Origin of the sequence: Shewanella sp. P1-14-1 (assembly GCF_001401775.1) — a bacterium.
In the GTDB taxonomy this organism is placed as follows: domain Bacteria; phylum Pseudomonadota; class Gammaproteobacteria; order Enterobacterales; family Shewanellaceae; genus Shewanella; species Shewanella japonica.
In genome coordinates this window covers 15826-35754 of sequence record NZ_LKTL01000019.1, presented here as the reverse complement: position 1 = coordinate 35754, position 19929 = coordinate 15826, and the positions used below count along the sequence as shown (strand labels likewise).

General features: G+C 41.6%; 23 protein-coding genes. 6 read left to right on the top strand and 17 right to left on the bottom strand.

Going from position 1 to position 19929, the window contains the following annotated elements; genetic code table 11:
- The first annotated feature begins 102 nt into the window (after positions 1-102).
- Both AN944_RS14435 and AN944_RS21980 read left to right on the top strand, forming a co-directional pair.
- Positions 103-1689 carry a sensor domain-containing diguanylate cyclase gene (locus tag AN944_RS14435; RefSeq protein ID WP_055025345.1) on the top strand — a complete coding sequence of 529 codons (1587 nt, stop codon included), beginning with the start codon at positions 103-105 and terminating at the stop codon, positions 1687-1689.
- A 30-nt stretch (positions 1690-1719) separates the two neighbouring features.
- The gene (locus AN944_RS21980; RefSeq protein ID WP_055025344.1) at positions 1720-2250 is read left to right on the top strand and encodes a type II secretion system protein; all 531 of its coding nucleotides are present in this window, start codon (positions 1720-1722) and stop codon (positions 2248-2250) included.
- 14 nt (positions 2251-2264) lie between these two features.
- On the opposite strand, the gene AN944_RS14425 is transcribed toward AN944_RS21980, so the two are convergent.
- The gene (locus AN944_RS14425) at positions 2265-3383 is read right to left on the bottom strand and encodes an aminotransferase class V-fold PLP-dependent enzyme (RefSeq protein WP_055025408.1); all 1119 of its coding nucleotides are present in this window, start codon (positions 3381-3383) and stop codon (positions 2265-2267) included.
- Between the two features lie 14 nt (positions 3384-3397).
- The gene (locus tag AN944_RS14420; protein ID WP_055025343.1) at positions 3398-4576 is read right to left on the bottom strand and encodes a monodechloroaminopyrrolnitrin synthase PrnB family protein; all 1179 of its coding nucleotides are present in this window, start codon (positions 4574-4576) and stop codon (positions 3398-3400) included.
- Between the two features lie 172 nt (positions 4577-4748).
- Between AN944_RS14420 and AN944_RS14415 the strand changes: the two genes are divergently transcribed.
- Complete coding sequence (locus tag AN944_RS14415) at positions 4749-5201, top strand: Lrp/AsnC family transcriptional regulator (protein ID WP_055025342.1); 453 nt, start codon at positions 4749-4751, stop codon at positions 5199-5201.
- A gap of 178 nt (positions 5202-5379) precedes the next feature.
- Entirely contained in the window at positions 5380-6324 is a 945-nt protein-coding gene (locus AN944_RS14410; RefSeq protein ID WP_055025341.1) for a hypothetical protein, read from the top strand.
- 8 nt (positions 6325-6332) lie between these two features.
- Here AN944_RS14410 and AN944_RS14405 read toward each other — a convergent pair whose 3' ends face one another.
- From AN944_RS14405 to fliD, 10 genes are read right to left on the bottom strand one after another with little or no spacing between them, the layout of a single operon-like run.
- Entirely contained in the window at positions 6333-6614 is a 282-nt protein-coding gene (locus AN944_RS14405; RefSeq protein ID WP_055025340.1) for a hypothetical protein, read from the bottom strand.
- Between the two features lie 56 nt (positions 6615-6670).
- Positions 6671-7096: a hypothetical protein gene (locus AN944_RS14400; RefSeq protein ID WP_055025339.1), complete on the bottom strand. Its 426-nt coding sequence runs from the start codon at positions 7094-7096 to the stop codon at positions 6671-6673.
- Positions 7096-8097 (bottom strand): flagellar motor protein MotB, encoded by a 1002-nt coding sequence (locus AN944_RS14395; RefSeq protein ID WP_055025338.1) that lies wholly within the window; start codon positions 8095-8097, stop codon positions 7096-7098. The genes AN944_RS14400 and AN944_RS14395 overlap by 1 nt, the downstream gene beginning before the upstream one ends.
- On the bottom strand, positions 8097-8954 hold the full coding sequence (gene motA, locus AN944_RS14390) for a flagellar motor stator protein MotA (RefSeq protein ID WP_055025337.1): 858 nt from the start codon (positions 8952-8954) through the stop codon (positions 8097-8099). The genes AN944_RS14395 and motA overlap by 1 nt, the downstream gene beginning before the upstream one ends.
- A gap of 15 nt (positions 8955-8969) precedes the next feature.
- Entirely contained in the window at positions 8970-9692 is a 723-nt protein-coding gene (locus AN944_RS14385; RefSeq protein ID WP_055025336.1) for an RNA polymerase sigma factor FliA, read from the bottom strand.
- Positions 9693-9705: 13 nt separating this feature from the next.
- Complete coding sequence (fliL, locus tag AN944_RS14380; RefSeq protein WP_055025335.1) at positions 9706-10164, bottom strand: flagellar basal body-associated protein FliL; 459 nt, start codon at positions 10162-10164, stop codon at positions 9706-9708.
- Positions 10165-10179: 15 nt separating this feature from the next.
- Positions 10180-11334: a flagellar hook-length control protein FliK gene (locus AN944_RS14375; protein ID WP_055025334.1), complete on the bottom strand. Its 1155-nt coding sequence runs from the start codon at positions 11332-11334 to the stop codon at positions 10180-10182.
- Entirely contained in the window at positions 11324-11650 is a 327-nt protein-coding gene (locus AN944_RS14370; RefSeq protein WP_055025333.1) for a hypothetical protein, read from the bottom strand. Before AN944_RS14370 ends, AN944_RS14375 begins: the two co-directional genes overlap by 11 nt.
- Complete coding sequence (gene fliS, locus AN944_RS14365) at positions 11619-11999, bottom strand: flagellar export chaperone FliS (protein ID WP_055025332.1); 381 nt, start codon at positions 11997-11999, stop codon at positions 11619-11621. The genes AN944_RS14370 and fliS overlap by 32 nt, the downstream gene beginning before the upstream one ends.
- Positions 12000-12015: 16 nt before the next feature.
- Complete coding sequence (gene fliD, locus AN944_RS14360; RefSeq protein ID WP_055025331.1) at positions 12016-13371, bottom strand: flagellar filament capping protein FliD; 1356 nt, start codon at positions 13369-13371, stop codon at positions 12016-12018.
- A gap of 342 nt (positions 13372-13713) precedes the next feature.
- Here fliD and AN944_RS14355 point away from each other — a divergent pair, with 342 nt between their 5' ends.
- Together AN944_RS14355 and AN944_RS14350 are read left to right on the top strand one after the other, a co-directional pair.
- The gene (locus AN944_RS14355) at positions 13714-15000 is read left to right on the top strand and encodes a motility associated factor glycosyltransferase family protein (protein WP_055025330.1); all 1287 of its coding nucleotides are present in this window, start codon (positions 13714-13716) and stop codon (positions 14998-15000) included.
- Positions 15001-15315: a hypothetical protein gene (locus AN944_RS14350; protein WP_055025329.1), complete on the top strand. Its 315-nt coding sequence runs from the start codon at positions 15001-15003 to the stop codon at positions 15313-15315.
- Between the two features lie 71 nt (positions 15316-15386).
- Here AN944_RS14350 and AN944_RS14345 read toward each other — a convergent pair whose 3' ends face one another.
- The 5 genes from AN944_RS14345 to neuB form a co-directional block, all read right to left on the bottom strand.
- Positions 15387-16205, bottom strand: a complete 819-nt coding sequence (locus tag AN944_RS14345) for a flagellin (RefSeq protein ID WP_055025328.1) — start codon at positions 16203-16205, stop codon at positions 15387-15389.
- A 195-nt stretch (positions 16206-16400) separates the two neighbouring features.
- Positions 16401-17102: a cytidylyltransferase domain-containing protein gene (locus tag AN944_RS14340; protein WP_055025327.1), complete on the bottom strand. Its 702-nt coding sequence runs from the start codon at positions 17100-17102 to the stop codon at positions 16401-16403.
- Entirely contained in the window at positions 17099-18160 is a 1062-nt protein-coding gene (locus tag AN944_RS14335) for a nucleotidyltransferase family protein (RefSeq protein WP_055025326.1), read from the bottom strand. Before AN944_RS14335 ends, AN944_RS14340 begins: the two co-directional genes overlap by 4 nt.
- 9 nt (positions 18161-18169) lie before the next feature.
- Positions 18170-18823, bottom strand: coding sequence for an acetyltransferase (locus AN944_RS14330; RefSeq protein ID WP_055025325.1), 654 nt, complete (start codon positions 18821-18823; stop codon positions 18170-18172).
- Positions 18816-19889, bottom strand: coding sequence for an N-acetylneuraminate synthase (neuB, locus tag AN944_RS14325; RefSeq protein ID WP_055025324.1), 1074 nt, complete (start codon positions 19887-19889; stop codon positions 18816-18818). The genes AN944_RS14330 and neuB overlap by 8 nt, the downstream gene beginning before the upstream one ends.
- Positions 19890-19929 lie beyond the last annotated feature (40 nt).

Genomic DNA, 19929 nt, shown 5'->3' with positions numbered 1-19929 from the left:
GGCGTATAACAGATGCTAATGCGTGATGACATGACTGAGCCGCGTTTCTATACGCAGTTTTATTATCGTAAATTAGCGAAGTAACCTGAGCATGGAATCTCAATGAAATTACCTTTTCGTCATTTACTGTTTCTGGTGATGACTTTTATGTCAATAATCCCCATTACAGCAATTTCATTTTGGTCTGCAAATTCTGCCCTCGAAAACGAATATAAGATGGTCTATGACAAGCACTTATTGCTTGCCAATAACATTACCACGGCATTAAATCGATATGCTGTGGATGCCTTAGCCATATTTACTGCGGTGACCAATACCAGCGCCAACAAAGCTGAATTAGACAATGATATGCAGCTGCTATTGAACTCCATTGATGTCGCATCTATTGCCATGTATCAGCCAAATGGTCAGCGTAAAAGGGTGCTTTTGGGCTCAGAGCAAGCTCAACCTGAGGACTTAACCAGCGAGCTCAATCCTTTTGAGTTAACAGGGCTAGCGCAAGCACGATTTACTCCTGTACATAAACAAGGTGTCGCTGTGCCCACTTTGTACATGATCCGTCAAACCGCAGATGGGAATATTTGGTTAGCTACCTTAAAAGCGACTTATATTGAACAAGTGCAAAATGCGGTCATTTTTGGTGAGAAAGGACATGCTGCTATTGTCGATCAGTTAGGAAATGTATTGGCGCACCCGAATAAGCAATGGCAGTCTGAAGCTAAAAACATCAGCAAGATCAGTATCGTTCAGCAAATGATGGCGGGAGAGTCTGGCGTGAGCCAGTTTTATTCACCTGCAGTGAAAGCAGATATGATTGCGGGATTTGATGTTGTGCCAGCAACAGGTTGGGGCGTGATGATACCGCAGCCATTGACTGAGTTAGATCAACGTGCATTTGATGTGATTAAAGTGACCTTATTGATTGCGTTTGTTTCGTTATTGGTGTGCTGCGCTATTAGCTGGTGGATTGTTGGTTTAATCACTCGCCCAATTGATATTTTAACGGCTAAAACACGTCTTATTACCGAAGAGGCTAGCGATACTGTTTCTCGACGTTATCGTGGTTTTCATACTGCTGAATTTGCCAAGTTATTCGATAGTTTTAGACAAATGTCATTAGAAATTCGTAATGGTCGAGAAGAGCTAGAAATTAGAGTAGCACGCAGAACCGCTGATTTGGCTCAAGCGCAGGCTAAAGCGCTTCATTTAGCTAACCATGACACAGTGACTGGGCTTGCCAACCGTGTGGCAATCAGGGAGCAAATAGCGTCGTTATTGCACGAGAGTAAACACTTTTCTTTATTGTTTATAGATCTCGACGGTTTCAAAGCCGTCAATGATCAATACGGCCACAAAGTCGGTGACATCTTATTGAAAACCTTGGCTGACAAGGTCAATAAACATTTGTTCATTGATGATGTATTAGCTCGATACGGTGGCGATGAGTTTATTGTACTGATGCCAAATATGGATTCTATCGTGGCAGCTGAATGTGCCGCTGAAAAACTACTACAATTATTCAGTGAACCATTGATTATTGAGGATAAAGTGATAGCAATTAGCGCCTGTATTGGGCTTGCGCTATCAATAGGGAAAGATAAAGACACGGATAGCTTAATTCATCGTGCTGATACCGCAATGTATCGTGCAAAACATCAAGGTAAAAACCAAGTTGCGGTGGCAAGTTGATGATGCTTTGTTGTTATTTTTGGAGGGGATATGCGCAGTCTCTATATGCCTAATAAGCCTCAGCAGATGGCTTGTTTTTCTAAACGTGAGCAAGGGTTTAGTTTAATTGAGCTTGTCGTTGTGATTATTGTTTTGGGCATTTTATCTGTCATTGCTGCGCCGAAATTCATTGACTTAAAACAAGATGCTTACGCAGGTCAAATGCAAGGCGTGTCAGGTGCCATTGGTAGTGCTAAAGAGCTCGTTCACTCAGCGTGTGTTATCAGTCGAGATTGTGACTCAACTGCGCCAGCAAGTGGCAGCAATACTATTGTCGTTGAAGGTGAACGAATAAGTTTAGCTTATGGTTATCCAAGAAACACTGAAGCGGGTATAGCGCGAGCAATAAATATTGTTGATGGAGATGACTTTGAACTGACCCGTTACAATATTGGTGGCCGAAGTGGCTTACGTATCAGGCCTGCTGCAGATTACTCAGTGAATGACTGTGAAATTCGTTACTCAGAGCCTCAAACTGCCATCGAAACCCCACTAATTGAGAGGGATCTTGCTGGCTGCTAGTTTGCTGGTTTTGTTTAGTACTCTGCTTGGATTCGATCAATAAAAGTGTGGATGTCATCAGCATCAGTATAAATATGTGGTGACACTCGTATTCCCATATTACGTGCATCAACGCTGATATTATGCTTTTTAAGCATTGTCATAATATGTTGTTGTCGCGCTCCAAAATCTAAAATGACTGTTGCGCTTTGGCGTGAAGCATCTCGCGGTGATACCGTAAAGTCAGCAAGGGCCTTAGTGAGTTTTTGGATCATTTGTTGATTGTGCTGGCGCAAATGCTCAATGCCGATACGGTGGAAATATTGCAGACTATTTGTCGCAATAGCGTATGGCGAAATCGAAGGCGTTCCTCCCCAAAACCGCAGTGCACTCGGGTGATAGCTAAAGTGATGGATATCAAACTCGAAAGGGTTTTCATGGGAAAACCAGCCGACATCTTGCGGGCGACAATTTTCTAATTGCCACGGGTTAATCCATAAGTAAGCAGCGCCCGGGCCTGAGCATAACCACTTAACACTAGAGCCAATCATAAAATCTGGGTTCAGTTCGCTTAGGTTAATGGGAATGATCCCAGCTGACTGAGCGACGTCAATTAAACTCAGGCAACCTTGCAGCTTTGCGTGGTTAATTATATGGCGAATTGGTGCCTGTTGACCGGTATTGGAATAAACATGGCTAATAAAAACTATGTCTACATCCTCGCTGATATGCGACTGCCAAACAGCTTCATTGGTGATATCTAGCTGTTTAGGAATAAAACGAATTTCACAGTCTGGTAATGCTTTCTTTATTGCAAATCCCATACTCGGAAAGTCAATTTCACTCATTAAAATGACGCTATTACGACGTTGCAATCGAGGAATGGACATCACTAGCTTAGTGAGTCCACTTGACAAGTTTACCTGGGGGCAAAACGCATCGGCTTGGTGATGAAATAGTCTAGCTAGGGCGTGTTGAAAATCGGTTATTATTGCAAGCCATTGCTGCCAAGGCTCAATATTGCTTTGTTGCCACGGCGCCCAGAACGCTTCCCCGAAGGCTTGTTGGGCACTAATAAGCGGCCTGCCCACCGAATGGCTGAGCAAATATGTGCCATCGGCTAAACAAAAGTCCTGTTTCAACGTGTCGCTCATGCTTTGTGATTGATTCATTTTAAGCTGGCCTGTAATGTTTTTATATCGTCAAAACGAGTGTGTATATCATCACGTTTGTTTGCTGCACGGCGGTCTCGAAGCTTCTCTAGCGCTGCAATCAATACTGGCAAAGGCGGACCACTGGCGGTGACTTTTGCCATATGTTGTTGTGCCATGTCGGTAGATGGCTGGCTAATATACTTACTTACAAGTTGGTCGTGATGCTGAATGGCGCCTTGACCATGGCGTTGGCACACCACAAGAAATTGTTGCAGATTTTTTTGATACCAACCTTGTTGACTGGCTGAACGTTGAAGTAAGAAGTCATCCATGATGCTTTGACGGCGCATACAGTCGCGTAAAATCCGCTGATCCTCAGGCATCATGTATAAAAATTTATCGACTAAAAGTTGAGAGTAAGATTGGTCGTTGGCAGCACATAGCCCTAGCTGTAAATCAATCACGTTGATACCCGCAAAGTCACCCGCATTGGCGCCACGATAAACCTGTGAACCTACTCGATAGGGTTTGTAATAAGGTCTAACACAATAGAAAAATCGGTCTGCATCTAATTTATTGAATAAGCGGCTATTTGAATCTATAACTTCAGATAATGCCTGTTCTGCGACGGTTAATAGGTCGAAGCAAATCGGGTGGGAAATACCTAAAGGTTGGATTTTTAGTAGGGCATCAGCTGCCCGTTTATATGCCAAAATCCCTTTGGTGTTGTAGTCGACAAATATCTGCTCGTCTTCGAGGCTGGTAAAGCGTTTATATGTGCCATTAAGTGCACGGTTGTGGGTGGTTAAATGTGCGGTTGCGAATCTGGGCGTGACACCAATAGAGGCGCCAATATGCATCGCTAATGCCGATGCTTGTTTCAGAGGCGAGTAGGTTTCTCTGGAGGGCTCTGTAATTTCATGGCGACGACAAGCTGCCATAAATAATCCCACATTACCGAGCAAATCGAAGGCACTGTCAAATCCTTGATCGGTATTGCCTTCCTCCAATAAATGACTGATTAAGTCATTACCTTGAGTGAGTAACATTTGTTTTATGTCATCGCCAATACCTTCGACATTGTTTTTATCAGCTTGCTCAAAATAGGCCTGCTCAAGCTGATCATTTAACGCCACAAATCGATGACGGATCCATTCATCAAAAGCTTGGGTATGGCGGGTCGGTGTTTTCATCGATGACACTCTTATGCTGGTATAGGTTTAATGAATGGGATCTAGGCTAGCATTATGCCGTGGGGGAAATTCACCAAACTGAGTGGCTAAAAATTCATCTTTGCGCAGGAATTAACTCAAAAGTGTGATAATTTGAGTGAAATTCACTCATTTTTAAGCTGGGTTACTCACGATGGACAAAAAGGATCGACAATTACTCAATGTGCTACAGCATCAAGGTCGTATTGCGATATCTGAGTTAGCTAACCAACTAAATATGTCAGACACTCCCTGTTTACGGCGAGTGAAAAAACTCGAACAGCAGGGTGTCATTATTGGGTATGGTGCCCACTTAGAACCTAAAAAGTTGGATTTAAATGTCGTGGTATACGCTTTTATTCGATTAAAAGAAAATTCTGATAATTCGGCGCGCTTGTTTGAGTCTACTGTTGCTCAATTGCCACAAGTTATGGCGTGTTCTGTGGTGACGGGAGCACATGATTACCTATTAAAAATTGTGGCAGCCGATTTATTGAGTTATGAGCAATTTGTGAAGTCAGCTTTAGGGAGCATTGATTGTGTTGCTGGGATTGAATCGACTGTGGTGCTTAAACAAAACTTCAGTCGTACTGTGTTACCCATCTAACCTTTGATAAGGCTGTAAAACATAGGGTGAAATTAAGAGATTGCAGTCTTAAGTTGATGTAATACTGTTAGTTTATACGATAGGCTAGGTGCAATATTGCTTCTGGGTTTTTAGTGAACACTTAATATCATTTACTAGGTGGTTGCAAATGATAGACGTTGTTGGAAATGGACTTTGAATGAAAAGCGTTAACTTTGCTTGGCTTATTTTAATAGCATTATTGCTTATGAGTGGATCTATTCAGGCTAATATATTTAATACTCAAATTAGTATCCAATGTAATCATTGTCGTACAGATGCCGATTTTCACCATGCGGCGCTTAATGCTTTACAAGATAGAGAGCAAAAACAGATTGATGTTGTCAACTTTAGTCACTTTGAGGTGCGACGTTTTGATGTCAAAAAGCTTGAAGTGGAAGTATGTAGCGATTATCGCCGCTCGGCAACAAAGGGGTATTGTGAGCTCTCCGATTACTCCACGATAAAGCGCCTGACATTGCCACACATTGTGCGTGAGCAATACATTGTATTGGCGGAATATCTACTACAACACGATTTCTTTAGCCCGTTTAATATTCAGGTTGATCCAAACCTAGTCGCTTCAGCTTGGACCTTATTACAAGATAAATACCAAGCACAGGTCGTTAAAATGTGGCAGCAAGATGCCTCATTTACGTCACTTTATCAGCGCTGGCAGGCCGGTAAATTCATGACGAATCAAATGGGGTTTACCTTTAAGCATCTGTCGCCCAATATGGTGTTTCATTTTGCTGATCAATCTCGGTTTGATGCGATTATTGATACACAGGCGATAAATGCGACAGGGGGTGATGAAGCTGCTATTACCGCTGCTGAGGTTACCCGCTTAGGTGTTGATAATATACTTAATGTTGAGTTTACCTATTTAAATGATAGGCATGCTAACCACCTAGATGCCACACAGGCTGAGCCATTAGATGATGGTGACTTGTGGTCCTTTCGCTCTGTCGATGATGCAGACTTTATTGCGATGAAACAAAAAGCAGCGCAATTGAGTTTACAGGTTTTACAGCAAGATACTGCCACAGGGATTAAGGTTAATTTATCAGCCTGTAAAGCAGACTCTCGACCTTGTAATCAATAACGAACGATTTAAAAAATAAAGAATAGCAACAATAAAAATGACAGTAAGCCGCCACAAATCACCGGATAAATAATATAACCGTCCGTGGTGCGTTTAGCTCTTTTGGTACAAAGCTTACCGAGAATTAAATTAAAACCCAGAAGCAATGCTAAGGTTAACAGCCCTTGGCGAAAAGTCATTTTACTGATTGTTGAGGTCGTATAAATCAGTAAAAACCATTCCAACAATATCAGATAAAGAAAGAGCTTTTGTAAGCCATCAGGTCCTTTTCTTCTATCTCTGGCGCGCATAATTCTCTCCCTATCGTTTACGACAGAAACATTAGTGATTCAGTGGTTTACGGTCGTTACGCTTTGGCGTTATTGATATACACCAAGAGTTTGTTGATGTCGTCTGGCTTTGATTTCCACTTGCCGCCAATAAAGTTTAATCTTTGGTTAATTGGATACTGTCGCATAATGGTAAATTCAAATAAGGATTGCTCCACTTCGAGCCAAATCGATTGATTTAGCTCAAGCTGAAGAGGAGTGATTAATCCTACTCCGCCTAAGCTAATATCTTTGATATTGGCAATCCCTAACTCTTGAGTGATAAACCAGATTTTTTGATGTAACTTTACGCTGATCCCATCGCAAGCTTGTGCGAGCTCTTCATTGGACTCTCTTAGACTGTGTCTAATATGATCTCGGTTATCTGTGACAACAGGTGCTGTGGTCTCCTCGCGTTGCTCTCGCTCAATAAATTCCGTCACCTGCTCTTGATCTGTATTCATTAGTTTGGATACCGTGTTCTTGGCATGTTTTGTTCGGCAGCTTTGATTGCTGAATCAACTTTAAGATTAATATCTTGATTATCTTTACTGTGGCGGCTTTGTAGCCCTGTCATCATCCTCAGGCTGTCTTCAGCCTCTTGGGTTAATACCAGTAGCTCAATGCGCCTGTTTGCCGCCGCTGCAGGTTCGTCTGGAACATAAGGCGACTGATCTGCCATGCCTGTAACTTGTACGACTTGCTTATAGTCAACACCACCGGCCTCAAGAATACGTCTAGCAAGTAATGCACGTTGGCTCGACAGCTCCCAATTGGTGAATGTACTACCGGCAAATGGCAATGAGTCGGTATGGCCAGAAATACTCAAACCGTTATTGATTTGCCCTAGTAGTTCACCCAAAGCCAGTAGTAAATCTTCAAAGTAAGGTTGGATAGTGGCACTGCCACGGGTAAACATGAATTGCTCAACATTGTCATGAACAAGAATTCGAATCCCTTGAGGCACTATTTGTAAGTTCACATTGGCGCTCATATCGACATTGGCAATAATCTTGTCGATTTCGCGCGCCAACAACTCTAATTGTGCTTGGGTTTCAAACTCACCCGGTAAGATTGAGTTCAACTCATTACCTTTGCCTGACGGAGAGCTTTGTTCACCTAGAGCGTGACGCTTATCGATAGCGATATCATTCTTACCTTGTCCTGCTGATGGCACGATAGAGGTTTCGATACTCATGCCGCCTTCTAAATCGATAATGGACGATGAGTTGCTTAAATCAAACGGGTTTATTGGGCCCGATGAGAACATGTCGCCTTTGAGGTATTGCACGATTAAGGTGCGTTCTCGTTGATCGGCCACTTGCATGATCCACAACACCATAAACAATGCCATCATGGCCAAGGTAAAGTCGGCAAAGGCCACCTTCCAAGCGCCGCCATGAGCGGCATGTTTTTTCTTACGCTTTTTCCGGCTAATGATCACCGGTTCGGGTTGAATTGCCATTAGCCACGTTGCTCCTCAATCCAGCGTTCAAGCTCAATAAATGAAGGACGGTTTTCTGATTGAATCTGTTTGCGACCGGCATCAAGTGCGAGCATCGGAGGTTTGCCTTTAGCAAAGGCGGTGAGCGCGGCCGCAACACAACGCAGTTGTGCACTTTTACGATCGACTAAATGTTCAAGAGATTTCGATAATGGGTCAAAAAAACAATAACAGGCGAAAATACCAATAAAGGTACCGACCAGCGCGGCAGCGACTTTGACGCCAATCATGGTAATTGGACCGTCAATATTAGACATGGTAATGATAATGCCCATTACTGCGGCTAAGATACCAAACCCTGGCATGGCTTCAGCTATTTTGGCTAAAGCATGAGAAGGCCTAAGACTGTCTTCTTCAATCCGTTCAATCTCCTCAGCTAGCATATGTTCTAGATCGTGAGGTGACAGCTTACCAATCGACTGTAAGCGCAAGTTGTCGATGAGGAATTGCAGTACTTGAGGGTGTTCAAGCACTGCTGGGTACATTAAGAAAAGGGAACTTTCGTTGGGCTTATCGATATGTTCATCAAGAACTTTTAGCCCTTGAGATTGGATTTGGCTCATTAGCATACCCATTAAACCAAACAACTGCGGGTATAGCTCTGGATCTTCTTTTTCGGTTGAGAAAACAGATTTGACTTGCTCAACCATTTCATCGAGAACGGCGCGGGGAGAGGCGATAACTAATGCGCCTAAACCAGCGCCAAAGATAATTAGGATTTCAGCAGGTTGCCATAATGAGGTTAGGCTGCCCCCTGCCCATACATATCCACCAAATACTGAAAAAATAATGATCGATATCCCAATTAACTTGCTCATATTTCCTGCCTGGTATTATCGCTCCCACTGTTGATATATTTGCTGAAGATTCGCAATAGCCTGTTTATGTAGTTGGCATATTCGTGTTTCAGTTAAACCAAGAGTCGCAGCGATTTCTTTTAAATTAAGTTCATGTTGATAGTAAAGCGACAGGATTACTTGCTCTCTTTTGTTTAATTTCGAAATTGCTTTAAATAATGTGTCTTTATTGGTTATTTGCTCAATAAAGCAACTCTTATCCTTAAAGTTAACCCCTTCGGTTAATAACTCATCAAGACTCTTCATTGACTCTGATTGAGTCGCAAATAAGCGATCACGGTACTGTTCCTTATTGAGACCTAAGGACTTAGCCACTTCGACATCAGTTGGTTCACGGCCAAGTTCTCTGATGAGCTTTCTGACCGTGTCATTGAGTTCATGTGCTTGCTGTCTTACTGGACGAGGGCGCCAGTCTTGGCGGCGCAATTCATCTAAAATAGCGCCGCGGATCCGTTGCCCTGCAAAAGAAATAAACCCATTGTCATATTCACCCGGATAACGTCTTGCTGACTCAAGTAAAGCCATCATGCCTATTTGTTCCATGTCCTCTATGGCCAAAGCTGCACCGCAATGGGTTCTAAGGTGAGACACTGACTTCTTAACTAACGGCAAGTATTGCTGCATAACCTGCGCTTCAGATAAGCGGTGGACATGCTTCTCTTCAAAAGCTTCTTGATAAGCGAGTTGACCGGATTGCATATGACAGCCCCTTTTATTGAATAACCATTCTGGTAAATAAAACGTCGTCTAATTCAATGGAAAAATTGTTTTCAGTTAGCACCGTTGCCAATAACACTTGCGCTTCGGTTTGCAGTAATTCCAGTTGGTGGCTGGCATGAAGTTCTTCATATTCTTTTTGGGAAAACATTTTCATCAGTGCATTTTTTATCAGTGGATCAGCATCTCGAATGATGTTGGCAGCATCATCAGATCGGCTTTTTAATGCCATCTCTAATAACAAATAGTGCGAGGTGTCTTTACCCGGCACCGAGAATATGAATTTTTCGAGCGGGTAAAATTGCGCCACCTTAGGCGCGGGTTCAAAGGCGGTGAAAGGCTCGCCGAACAACTCTGGTGACTTCCAACCTACCCAGAATATCCCTGCAGACCAGGCAAGAAATACCATAGTTAATCCGCTTAATTTCCCGATTTTTTTGCTACCTATAGCCATTGTGTTTTTCCTTTGTTAAGCGAGTAAATCAACTTGTTCAGGCTTTAATGAGTCTGATTGAGTGAGTGAGCTAACGTCTTGTTGCTCATGTTGTTGATTCGCTTCTTCTGAAATGAATTGCTGCGTTATTGGGTCACGCGATGTGTGTTGCTGCTCTGATGAGGTGTCCGACATTTCAAAATCAATTTGACCACCATGTTCCATTTCTAAATCATGACGCAGTCTATCTAACCCCATTTGTAGGGCATCACGTACGCTATTGTTGGCTGCGTGCATTTGAATATGTAGCCGATCACCATCAAGGCGAATATTGAGCTCTACTTTGCCAAGTTCAGGTGGATCTAAACGCAATTCAGCAGATTTAATTTGCTGATCAATTTGAAACCTGAGCTGATCTCGAAGCGGAGATAGCAGCTCGTTTGACTGCTGTAACATGGGCGCAGATTGAGACACTGAAACAGGGCCCCACTGGCTCGTTGCTTGTGTTTTAGCTGCGGTTTGACTGAGTTGGTTAATGACTTGGTTAATATTATCTAACTCTGTGCTTACCCCGTCAGTCACTGGCGGTGTTATTGCCACTGCTGGAGCCATATTGAGGTGCATTTCCATCGCAGGCTGCATGCTTTGTGGTGCCAAGGAGGTTGTTACCGATGTCGGCTGTTGACCATTGGGCAAGCCAGAGGCTAATTGATTAACCTGGGCTTGTGATGGCGCTGACGACTGGCTAACTTGCTGGTTTAGTAAAGCTAAAAAGTCACGTAATTCAGGGCTAATTGATGATGGAGAATTCGTGCTATTTTGCATTAACGAAAGTTCGCTTAAAACTGACTTAACTTGCTCTGAAGCCTGAGATAATGCCGCTGGATTTTTACTATCAAATTCATTTGTTAATGCCGATAACGCCCCTGCAAGATAGGGGTTTTGCTTTATCTCACTGATAAGGTGGGCAGGGATGTGGCTTATCGCACTATTTTGTACAGTCACATTTTCTTGAGGCAATGTGACGACGTTTTTATCTGGTGAGACAAGGGATGATGGCAAAGGCATCACAAATCCCATATCGCCTTGAGATTCATGCTCAAAATCTGATTGTGTCTCACTTGAAATACTAAAAGGTTGCGATGATGAATGACTCGCCATCGCAGATAAATTGGACACATTAGTTATCATAAATTTCACCGCAAAGACTGGTTAGCTTATAAGCTGAGATACCGTCTTTTGTTGCTTGGAACTGCTTCATCTCTTTATTCAGCAAGTCTTTTTCTGCTGTAGCCTGAGCAATCACCAATTGATGGGTTATTGAAAGGGATTGGCGAGCCAATAATTGCTGCTGAGTTTTGGGCTTACCCTGAACGGTAAGCGCCATCATCATTAGCTCATTAACTTTTTCTACCTTCTTCCAGTCTTTTGCTTTGGCATATTTAATCAGTGCAGCTTCAAATTGCTGCCACTGATTAGTTGAGGTTGGCCCAGCCGGCTCTGACATCTGTAATTACCTTAATGACGGGGGTAAGCTCAGTGACGCTGTTTTCAACACTAGCGGTCACTAATTGACGACTGCAGTAGTCGTAGAGGCGGTTTAGTGTGATGGCGACTTCACCACCATTCTCTAAATCCAACATCGAATCCAAACCATGAACAATGTTGAGACACTTGTTGACACTTTTCCCTTTATCTTCATAGCTTTGTCGCTCCATGTATCCACTGGTACGCTCAATTTCTTCCAGTAAACCGTCCAACAACATACGCACCATTTCATGGGGATTAGCTGAGGCGACTCTGGCGTCTAGTGTGGTTTGCTTGTAAGCATTAAAAGGATCGTATTCGTTCAACATTGTTCATTTTTCCTAATTAAAATAGGCCACTAGCAGTGTTTAGCTTGTTAATGGTGTTTTCCATTGCGGTAAACTGAGTGAGTAAAATTTGGTAGCGTTGACTCATCCGTTGATCATGACGAGACATGTTGTCTTCGATTTGCTCCACTTGAGAATCAAGGTTCTTTTGCTTTAAATCGATATAGCCATTGTTTTTAGTAAATGGGTCGATGATTGAATCGATACGATCAATGTAACTACCGTCAGCGGTAAACATTTCTTTGATCGCCTCTGAGTCACTGCTAATGGCTTGAGAGAGCTTTTCATCGTCGACAGACAGCTTGCCATCACGACCCATTTCAATGCCGATATCAGAGAGGCGCATGCCATTGGGTGCTTCATCGAAAATGGCATTACGAATATTGTTTTGCAGCATTCGTAGGCTTGAATCGCCTTTTAAAATACCGATCTGATCTTCGCCGACGGATGAGTTTTCATCATCATCGTCTTCATCGTCATCATCTTTGTCTTTGTCATCATTAATATCATCTAAAACCGAGCTCCCCATTGAGCGGGTGAGTTGGTTTAGTTGCGTCATTAATTCATTGAAAGAATCAACAAAATCATTAACGGCTTTTTCGGTGCCTTCGGTATCGTTACCTATGGTAATCGTGGCGCTTTCACCGACGTTATGGGCTTTTTTCAGCTCGATATTGACGCCATCAATGACGTTATCGAGGTAATTGCTGCTACTGGTGATATCAATGCCATTAAGGGTAAATTCTGCATCTTGGGCTTTAATTCTTTCTTGAGTGCCCCAGTCAATGTCATCCATCTCCATGGTGACAATGTTGTCTTTTCCGGTTTCATCAGAAGTCAGCATCAATTCAACTTGACCACCTGTTCTGACTAAAGAAGCTGTGACACCAGGGTTGTCAGGATGATTATTGATCGCATCGCGTAAGTCACTCACCGTTGCGTTACCTGAAGCGTTAAGCTCAGCCATATCAATGTTGATGCTATTACCACCGACATCGATGCTGACCACACCAGTGGTTGGTAGAATTTCATCTTCACTTGTGAAGGATTTAGTGATTTGGTGGGCTTGAGCGAGTTGCTTAACGTACAAATCGTACACGCCAGCAGGTGCATCACTGTCTACTGTGATGATGGCACTATCATCGCTAATTTCAGACGTTTTACCTTCGAAGGCATCACCGTTTAAGTTTTCCAGATTACTGGTCATCTTGTTTAAGGTGCGTTCTAAAATTTTATAAGCATCAATTTGTGCTTTGCTGTTATCTAAGTTGTTTTTAAATAAAGCATCTTTACTCATTCGTTCTGCAGCAACTAATTGCTCGGCAAATGAGGCGGCACTCATACCTGAAATCATGGCAACTCCTATTCTTTAATTATGGTTATCAATTTTTGGGCCAACTTTAAGTTATTGTTTTGTAATGAATAAAGTTCACTTTTAGGAAGCGTGGCTTCCGTTGGGTTAGATGCGTGAGGAATCTTATTTTCCGCAGGTGGCTTAACCTGCCTTCTTGGTGCAGCAAGGGTAAAGAAACCTAAGAAGTTATAGCGACAAATTAGCTAGGGGACTGAAGAGAGATAGTTTTTTATGGTGGAAATTGAATAACTAAAGAAGCTTAAGCTTTTATGGGGGTTGGTCGCCTTAGTTGGAGTAAAGCTATTAGAGCTACGTCTATCTCCTCCCGTTTAGGTAAGTTACATGTCAGAATTATTATTGAAAAATATGCAAATAATATCGAAACGCTGGCCAGCAATTGCAGCGATTCTTTCTCAGCGAACATTCGAACATTTGGAAACCAATTTAGTCAGGGGTAATGAACAGACCATTAGAGTTAATGGTATTCAGCTCAGTAGTTGTTATGACAGAGTGGGTGAAGCTAAGCTATTGATCGGAAATACGGATTTAACTAAAAAACGAGTTGCTGTATACGGTGTTGGGATGGGGGATGTTCCTACAGAGTTATTATTTACAGACGTAGAAATAATCCATGTATACCCGTTAAATTATGCGCTATTTGCGATGTTACTAAATTTTACTGATCAAACCCAATGGCTGCAGAATAAGAAAGTGACGCTGGTATTCGATACCAACTTCTTAGATGTAAAACGTACACGGATTACTATTGCACCTGATTTAGAGTTGGCTGATGATGCTCATGCTGCAATGAGGGACGTTCTGGTACATGAAAATGTACTTCCTTTTATTAATCAACAGCATGGTAAGAAGCATGGAGAGAACTTACAACGCTTTAAAGATAATGCCTCATTTATTGAGAATATACCTGATGCAAGGTTATTAATTAAAGAACGTAAACATGAGCATATTTACGTTATTGGTGCAGGGCCTACCTTAGAAGAACATTATGATTTTTTAAAGAATCAATCCTTAATGAAAGACAGGCCTTTATTGGTGGCTGTTGATACTGCATATATGGCCTTAGCCTCTAATGGTATTATTCCTGATATTGTAGTAAGCATTGATTCTCTTATCAGTATGAAGTATTTCCCTGACAATGTTGATGAAAAAACGGCTTTAGTATGCTTTCCAACTGTAACTACAAATTTGCTTGATAATTGGCCTGGGCCGAAGTATATGGCTTATTCACAGCTTTCACTATTTGATGATTTAAATGAAGAGAATAAGAAAATTCGGTTATTTTCTAGCGGTAGTGTTATTCATCCTGCAGTTGATCTGGCTGTTCTTTTAGGTGCTAAAGAATTGACATTATTTGGTGCTGATTTTTGTTTTCCTGATAATAAAACACATGCTCACTGGAAAGAGGGTGCGCTTAACACCACTGTGACAAGTAAAAATCCACATTGGGTGTTTAATAGTAGAGGAGAAAAAGTCGTAACTAACTTAAATTTCCGCGGCTATCTACGCAGCTTAGAGGCTTATATTAGTCAAACATCCCAAGTTTGTTATTTTCAAACTAGTCTTAAAGGGGCAAAAATTAATGGTGCTAAATACAAGGAGTGCATATAGATGACAATTTTTACAGCCCGTGACCTTACTGAAAAATTGTTACTAACTGCGAACAAATTCAGAATGGGGTATGAATGGGAAGCGGGAGTAGAACTTAAAGATCATACCAATAGTGATATTAAAGAGCTGATAGCGGTCATTAATAAAAGTAATGTGGTTGATAAACTAAAAAATACTATACTTCAGCTACTTGCCAATACTATGTCAAGCATATCCGCCGCGCAAGAGAGGCGAGATTGGTGTGGTATGGCGGACTTTATCCAGTTTGATTTGGTTTCAATTATTCACATAGTGAATACTCAATTGAAAGAATAAAAGAATACTGAAAAATCAAAAAATGCCAATAGCAAAAACTATTGGCATTTTTATTGAGACGAATGACGAAATTAACGCAATAGACCCATAACTAAACCAGTGTTTTGGTTAGCGTTAGAAAGTACAGTTGTACCTGCTTGAACTAATAACTGATTCTTAGTCATGTTTGCTGATTCAACCGCGAAATCGGCGTCCATAATGCGACCTGCAGCTGCAATTGTATTTTCAGTTACGTTAGTTAGGTTAGAGGCTGTATGTCCTAAACGGTTAATATTTGCACCTAAAGTTGAACGCTCTTCACCAACTGCATCGATGAATGCATCAACAGCTTGGATCTCAGCAGAACCAATTGAAATCACTGCACCAGTACCACTACCAGCAACAATATCAGCAAGCTCTGTAATTGCGTTGATAGATACATTTAACTGTTCACCAGCACCAGCACCGATTTGGAAGTCGACACCACTCTCTAAAGCATCAAATAAAGACTGGCCTGAGTATTCTGTGTCATCAAGAATACGCGTTACTTCGGCGTTTAATTCATTAAACTCATCAGCGATAGCTTTCATATCACTCTGAGAGTTCACGCCGTTAGCACCTTGAGTTGCTAGCTCTTTTTGACGCATTGCGATGTTAGTCAGTTCTTCTAGTGCACCATCAGCAGTTTGTAGCATAGAAGATGCATCGCTTACGTTACGACTTGCTTGTTGCATGCCTGTTACGTTTGCGTTTAAGCGTGTCGCAATTTGTAGACCAGCAGCATCGTCTGATGAGCTGTTAATGCGAAGACCTGTTGATAAACGCTCCATCGCGTTAGTCATTAAATCGTTGCTTTTAGTGACAGAGTTTTGTGCAATCAAAGATGCATTGTTAGTATGTACAGATAACATAATGTCTTCCTATAGGATTAAAGTTATTGGTGTTACCACTAATTAAAACGACACTGGAAACTAAAACTGAACTACTTGTAAAAAAACAATGCAAAAATAGTGAAAATTGATTCTATTTACTTGTTGATTTTCATTTTTTTGATGATCATCGGCTGTCAAATATGGAATCGGTGTGCCCGAGCTACTTAATACGTTTTAGTCGATTGTAGTTAGTTTTTCTGCAAAAAACTCAGCCATTTCAAAATCTATTTTGTTATCAATATCAATAGAGTAAATGTTTTCCATCTGGTATGCGTATGTATCTGAGGTATAAGTTAAGCCATTCCCCTGTAATATCGATTGTGTTTTATATATATAAATAGCGCCATTGAGACGAAAGAACGCATTGAGGTCTTGTGAGCGAATGTGACTGCTAGTTTGTATAAAATCTTGCATCGAGCCATTAGGCGGCAGTGTATTTGCCCATAAAGGATTGTGTTCACACGGTGTGACCGAGACGATTGAGTGCGCATTTTTTTTGAAAAAAAGAGTCAATGCTTCATCGATATGCTTTACTTGGCGAAGAGGTGATGTCGGTTGGAGTAAGATAACGATGTCATACCCCTTACCAAACCGTTCAAGTGTATACTTGAGAACACTTTGGCTTGTTGCTGTGTCGCTAGAAAGCTCAGTTGGCCGAAGCTCTGGTACCCAGGCGCCAAATTGTTCGGCTGTTTGGGCTATTTCATCATCATCAGTGCTAACTAAAACCTCATCAATCCATTGGCTTTTTTTGGTGGCTTCTATAGACCAAGCAATCAGTGGTTTGCCTATAAAGGGCAATATATTTTTCCTTGGTAGCCTTTTGCTGCCTCCACGAGCCGGAATGATAGCGAGAACTTTTTGATTGTTTATCATTGGCATAAACCTAAACTGTGTATATCAGCTTGCGCACGATTGAAGTCATCCATTCGACCAATATCTAACCAATACTCATGAATGGGAAACATTAAAACGTTTTCACGAGCTTTGATATGTTGCTCAAGTAAGGTCGGCATATCAATGGAGTAATTTTTCGGTACTGATTTAATCACTTCAGGTGAAACAACGTATATTCCAGCGTTAACAAAAAATCGTTGTATCGGCTTTTCTTCCATACTGGTAATTTTGTTGTCTTTACCTTGAATGACACCGTAAGGGATTTGATAGTCATACTCACGTACACACATAGTTGCATCAGCTTTATTTTCGATGTGATATTCCAATAGACGTTGGAAATCGACCTTAGTTAAGACATCGCCATTCATCATTATTAATGGTAAGTCTGGTGGCAGTTTTTCATGGAGTAGCCCCAATGCTCCACCTGTGCCCAAAGGGTGTTCTTCATGGACATAGGTAATGTTAATATTCAAGTGTTTACCATCGCCAAAGTGTTGTTCAATTTGTTCTGGCATATAATGTGTCGAGATATAGAAATTAACAAAACCAGCTTTCATAAAACTGCGAATAATGGTTTCTAAAATCGGTTTGTCACCGACTTTCAGCATGGGTTTAGGGCAGGTGTCCGTAAGTGGTCGCAATCGAGTACCAAACCCACCAGCCATCAAAAAAATAGGGTTCTCATAAGTGGGCTGACTGAGCACACCATGTAAGGTTTCTAAACCGACGACTTTACCTTTATCTAATACTGGAATTGATAAGATCCCTTTGCTGTCCATGAGGGCTTTTAATTCATCGCGAGTAGTATTTAAATCTGCAGTCAATGGTTTCATATTCATCACCTGGGAGACCTCAGTCGTTAATGGCAACTTTTTTAACAGCCCTCGACGAATATCACCGTCAGTGACGACACCCATTAAATAAGCATTTTCATCTGTAACAAGCACAACTCTCAAAGCTTCATTATTCATGGTTTCTAATGCTTCGATAAGCGTGCTAGTTGGTTTTATTAATATGTTTTTCCAACAATGGCTCATAGATAACCTTTATTTTGCATGTTTAATGATTGACCTGTTTGGATAGCAAGTCTCGTTGATATTTAAATTGTTGGTTACGGTTGCACCAGCGCCAATGATGGTATTGTTAGCCAAAGTGATGTTTTGTATTATCGTTGCTCCAGCGCCAATAAAAACCTCTTCGCCTACAGTGACCTGACCGCATAAAGTTGCATTAGGCGCGACGTGACTGTACATACCTATATTGCTATCATGTTCAATTATTGCTCCTGAATTTATAATACTTTGGCTGGCAACCTTTACACCTGCTTGTACAATGGCACCAGGAAAAACCTGTGCTCCAACTTCGATGCTGGCGTAATTAGAGACATGTGCACTGAGAGAAACAACGGTTTCAAACTGATAGCCAAGTAACAAATAATATTCGCTAAGTTGTCGCCTTAATTTGGAACCAGGTAGCATTCCCACACCATTGACTAGCATTACTTCATCTGGATTAAACTGAAGTACATCATGGTCATTTCTTAAGTGAGTCAAACCGTGAAAGACATGTCTTAGGTGTATATCTTCTGGTGAGACAACAGCTAATATTTGGCGTTGTTGTGAACGTAAAATATCAACAAGCACACTGGCATGGCCTCCGCCTCCTATAACAATAAGCGACTTTAAATCTGATTTACTCAAGAATTAAATCACCTTCGTTATAAGAATGATGTGCGGGTTTATCAAGCAAATCCCAATAGCGAAAGGGTGAGAGCCCTGATCCTGGTCGCTTGATGCAGATGTTGTCATGTTTAAACAATTCACCGGCTTGAATGCTTTTGGCTGCAACTAGGCTTTTTCTGGCCACGACTTTGTTTCGCGCTTCAGATAGTGTGGGGCTTTTTACTTTAGAGCCTAATGCTGTTTCGATTTGGCGAATGGCTTGAACCATTTGAGTTAATTCATCTGGTGTTAAAGAGGCTTTGTGATCTGGACCAGGCATATTTTTATCTAGAGTGAAGTGCTTTTCGATAACAACAGCTTTTTTCGCTACGGCGGCAATAGGAATAATGATCCCTTCACTGTGATCGGAGTAACCTGTTGGCAAGTCAAATGCGTGACTTAATGTTTCCATTGCGTTTAGGTTGATTTCTGCCATAGGAGCAGGGTATTCAGTTGTACAATGTAATAAGGTGACTTTTTGCTTTAGGGCTTGTTGTCCTGCCTTTGACGCGTAGGCTTGTTGAAATTCACTCTCGTTAATAGGAGTGTTGTGCTCTGCAATGTATCCAAATGCTATCACTCCCAATACAGCCTCTACTTCTGCAAGAGTTGCCATTCCGGTAGAGACAATTAAGTCGCAGTTTGTTCTGGCATGCTCAAGTATTAAAGGTGCGTTAGTGATTTCGCCTGAAGGAATTTTTAAGCGCGTTAATCCAAGATCGTTAACAAGGAAGTCTAAGCTTTCAGCATCGAATGCCGTGGAAAGGAACTCAATACCAAGAGACTTACAATGAGAAATTAGCCGATGATGGCTATGATAAGAAAGCTCCAAGCGAGATAGCATTGCCAATTGTGATTCTTTTTGTTGTGAATTGGCTATCTGGTATTCAGCTTGTTGAGCTTCTGCAGTAACTAAATTCTTAGCTTTAAATGTCTGAAATTTTACAATGTCAGCTCCAGCATGGTAGGCAGCCGTGATGAGGTCTAATGCCATATTTTCATCACCATTATGATTAACGCCTGCCTCAGCAATAATTAATGTCATTATTTTTTACTCTTTCTAGGTAAAAGAATTTAAAGATTTA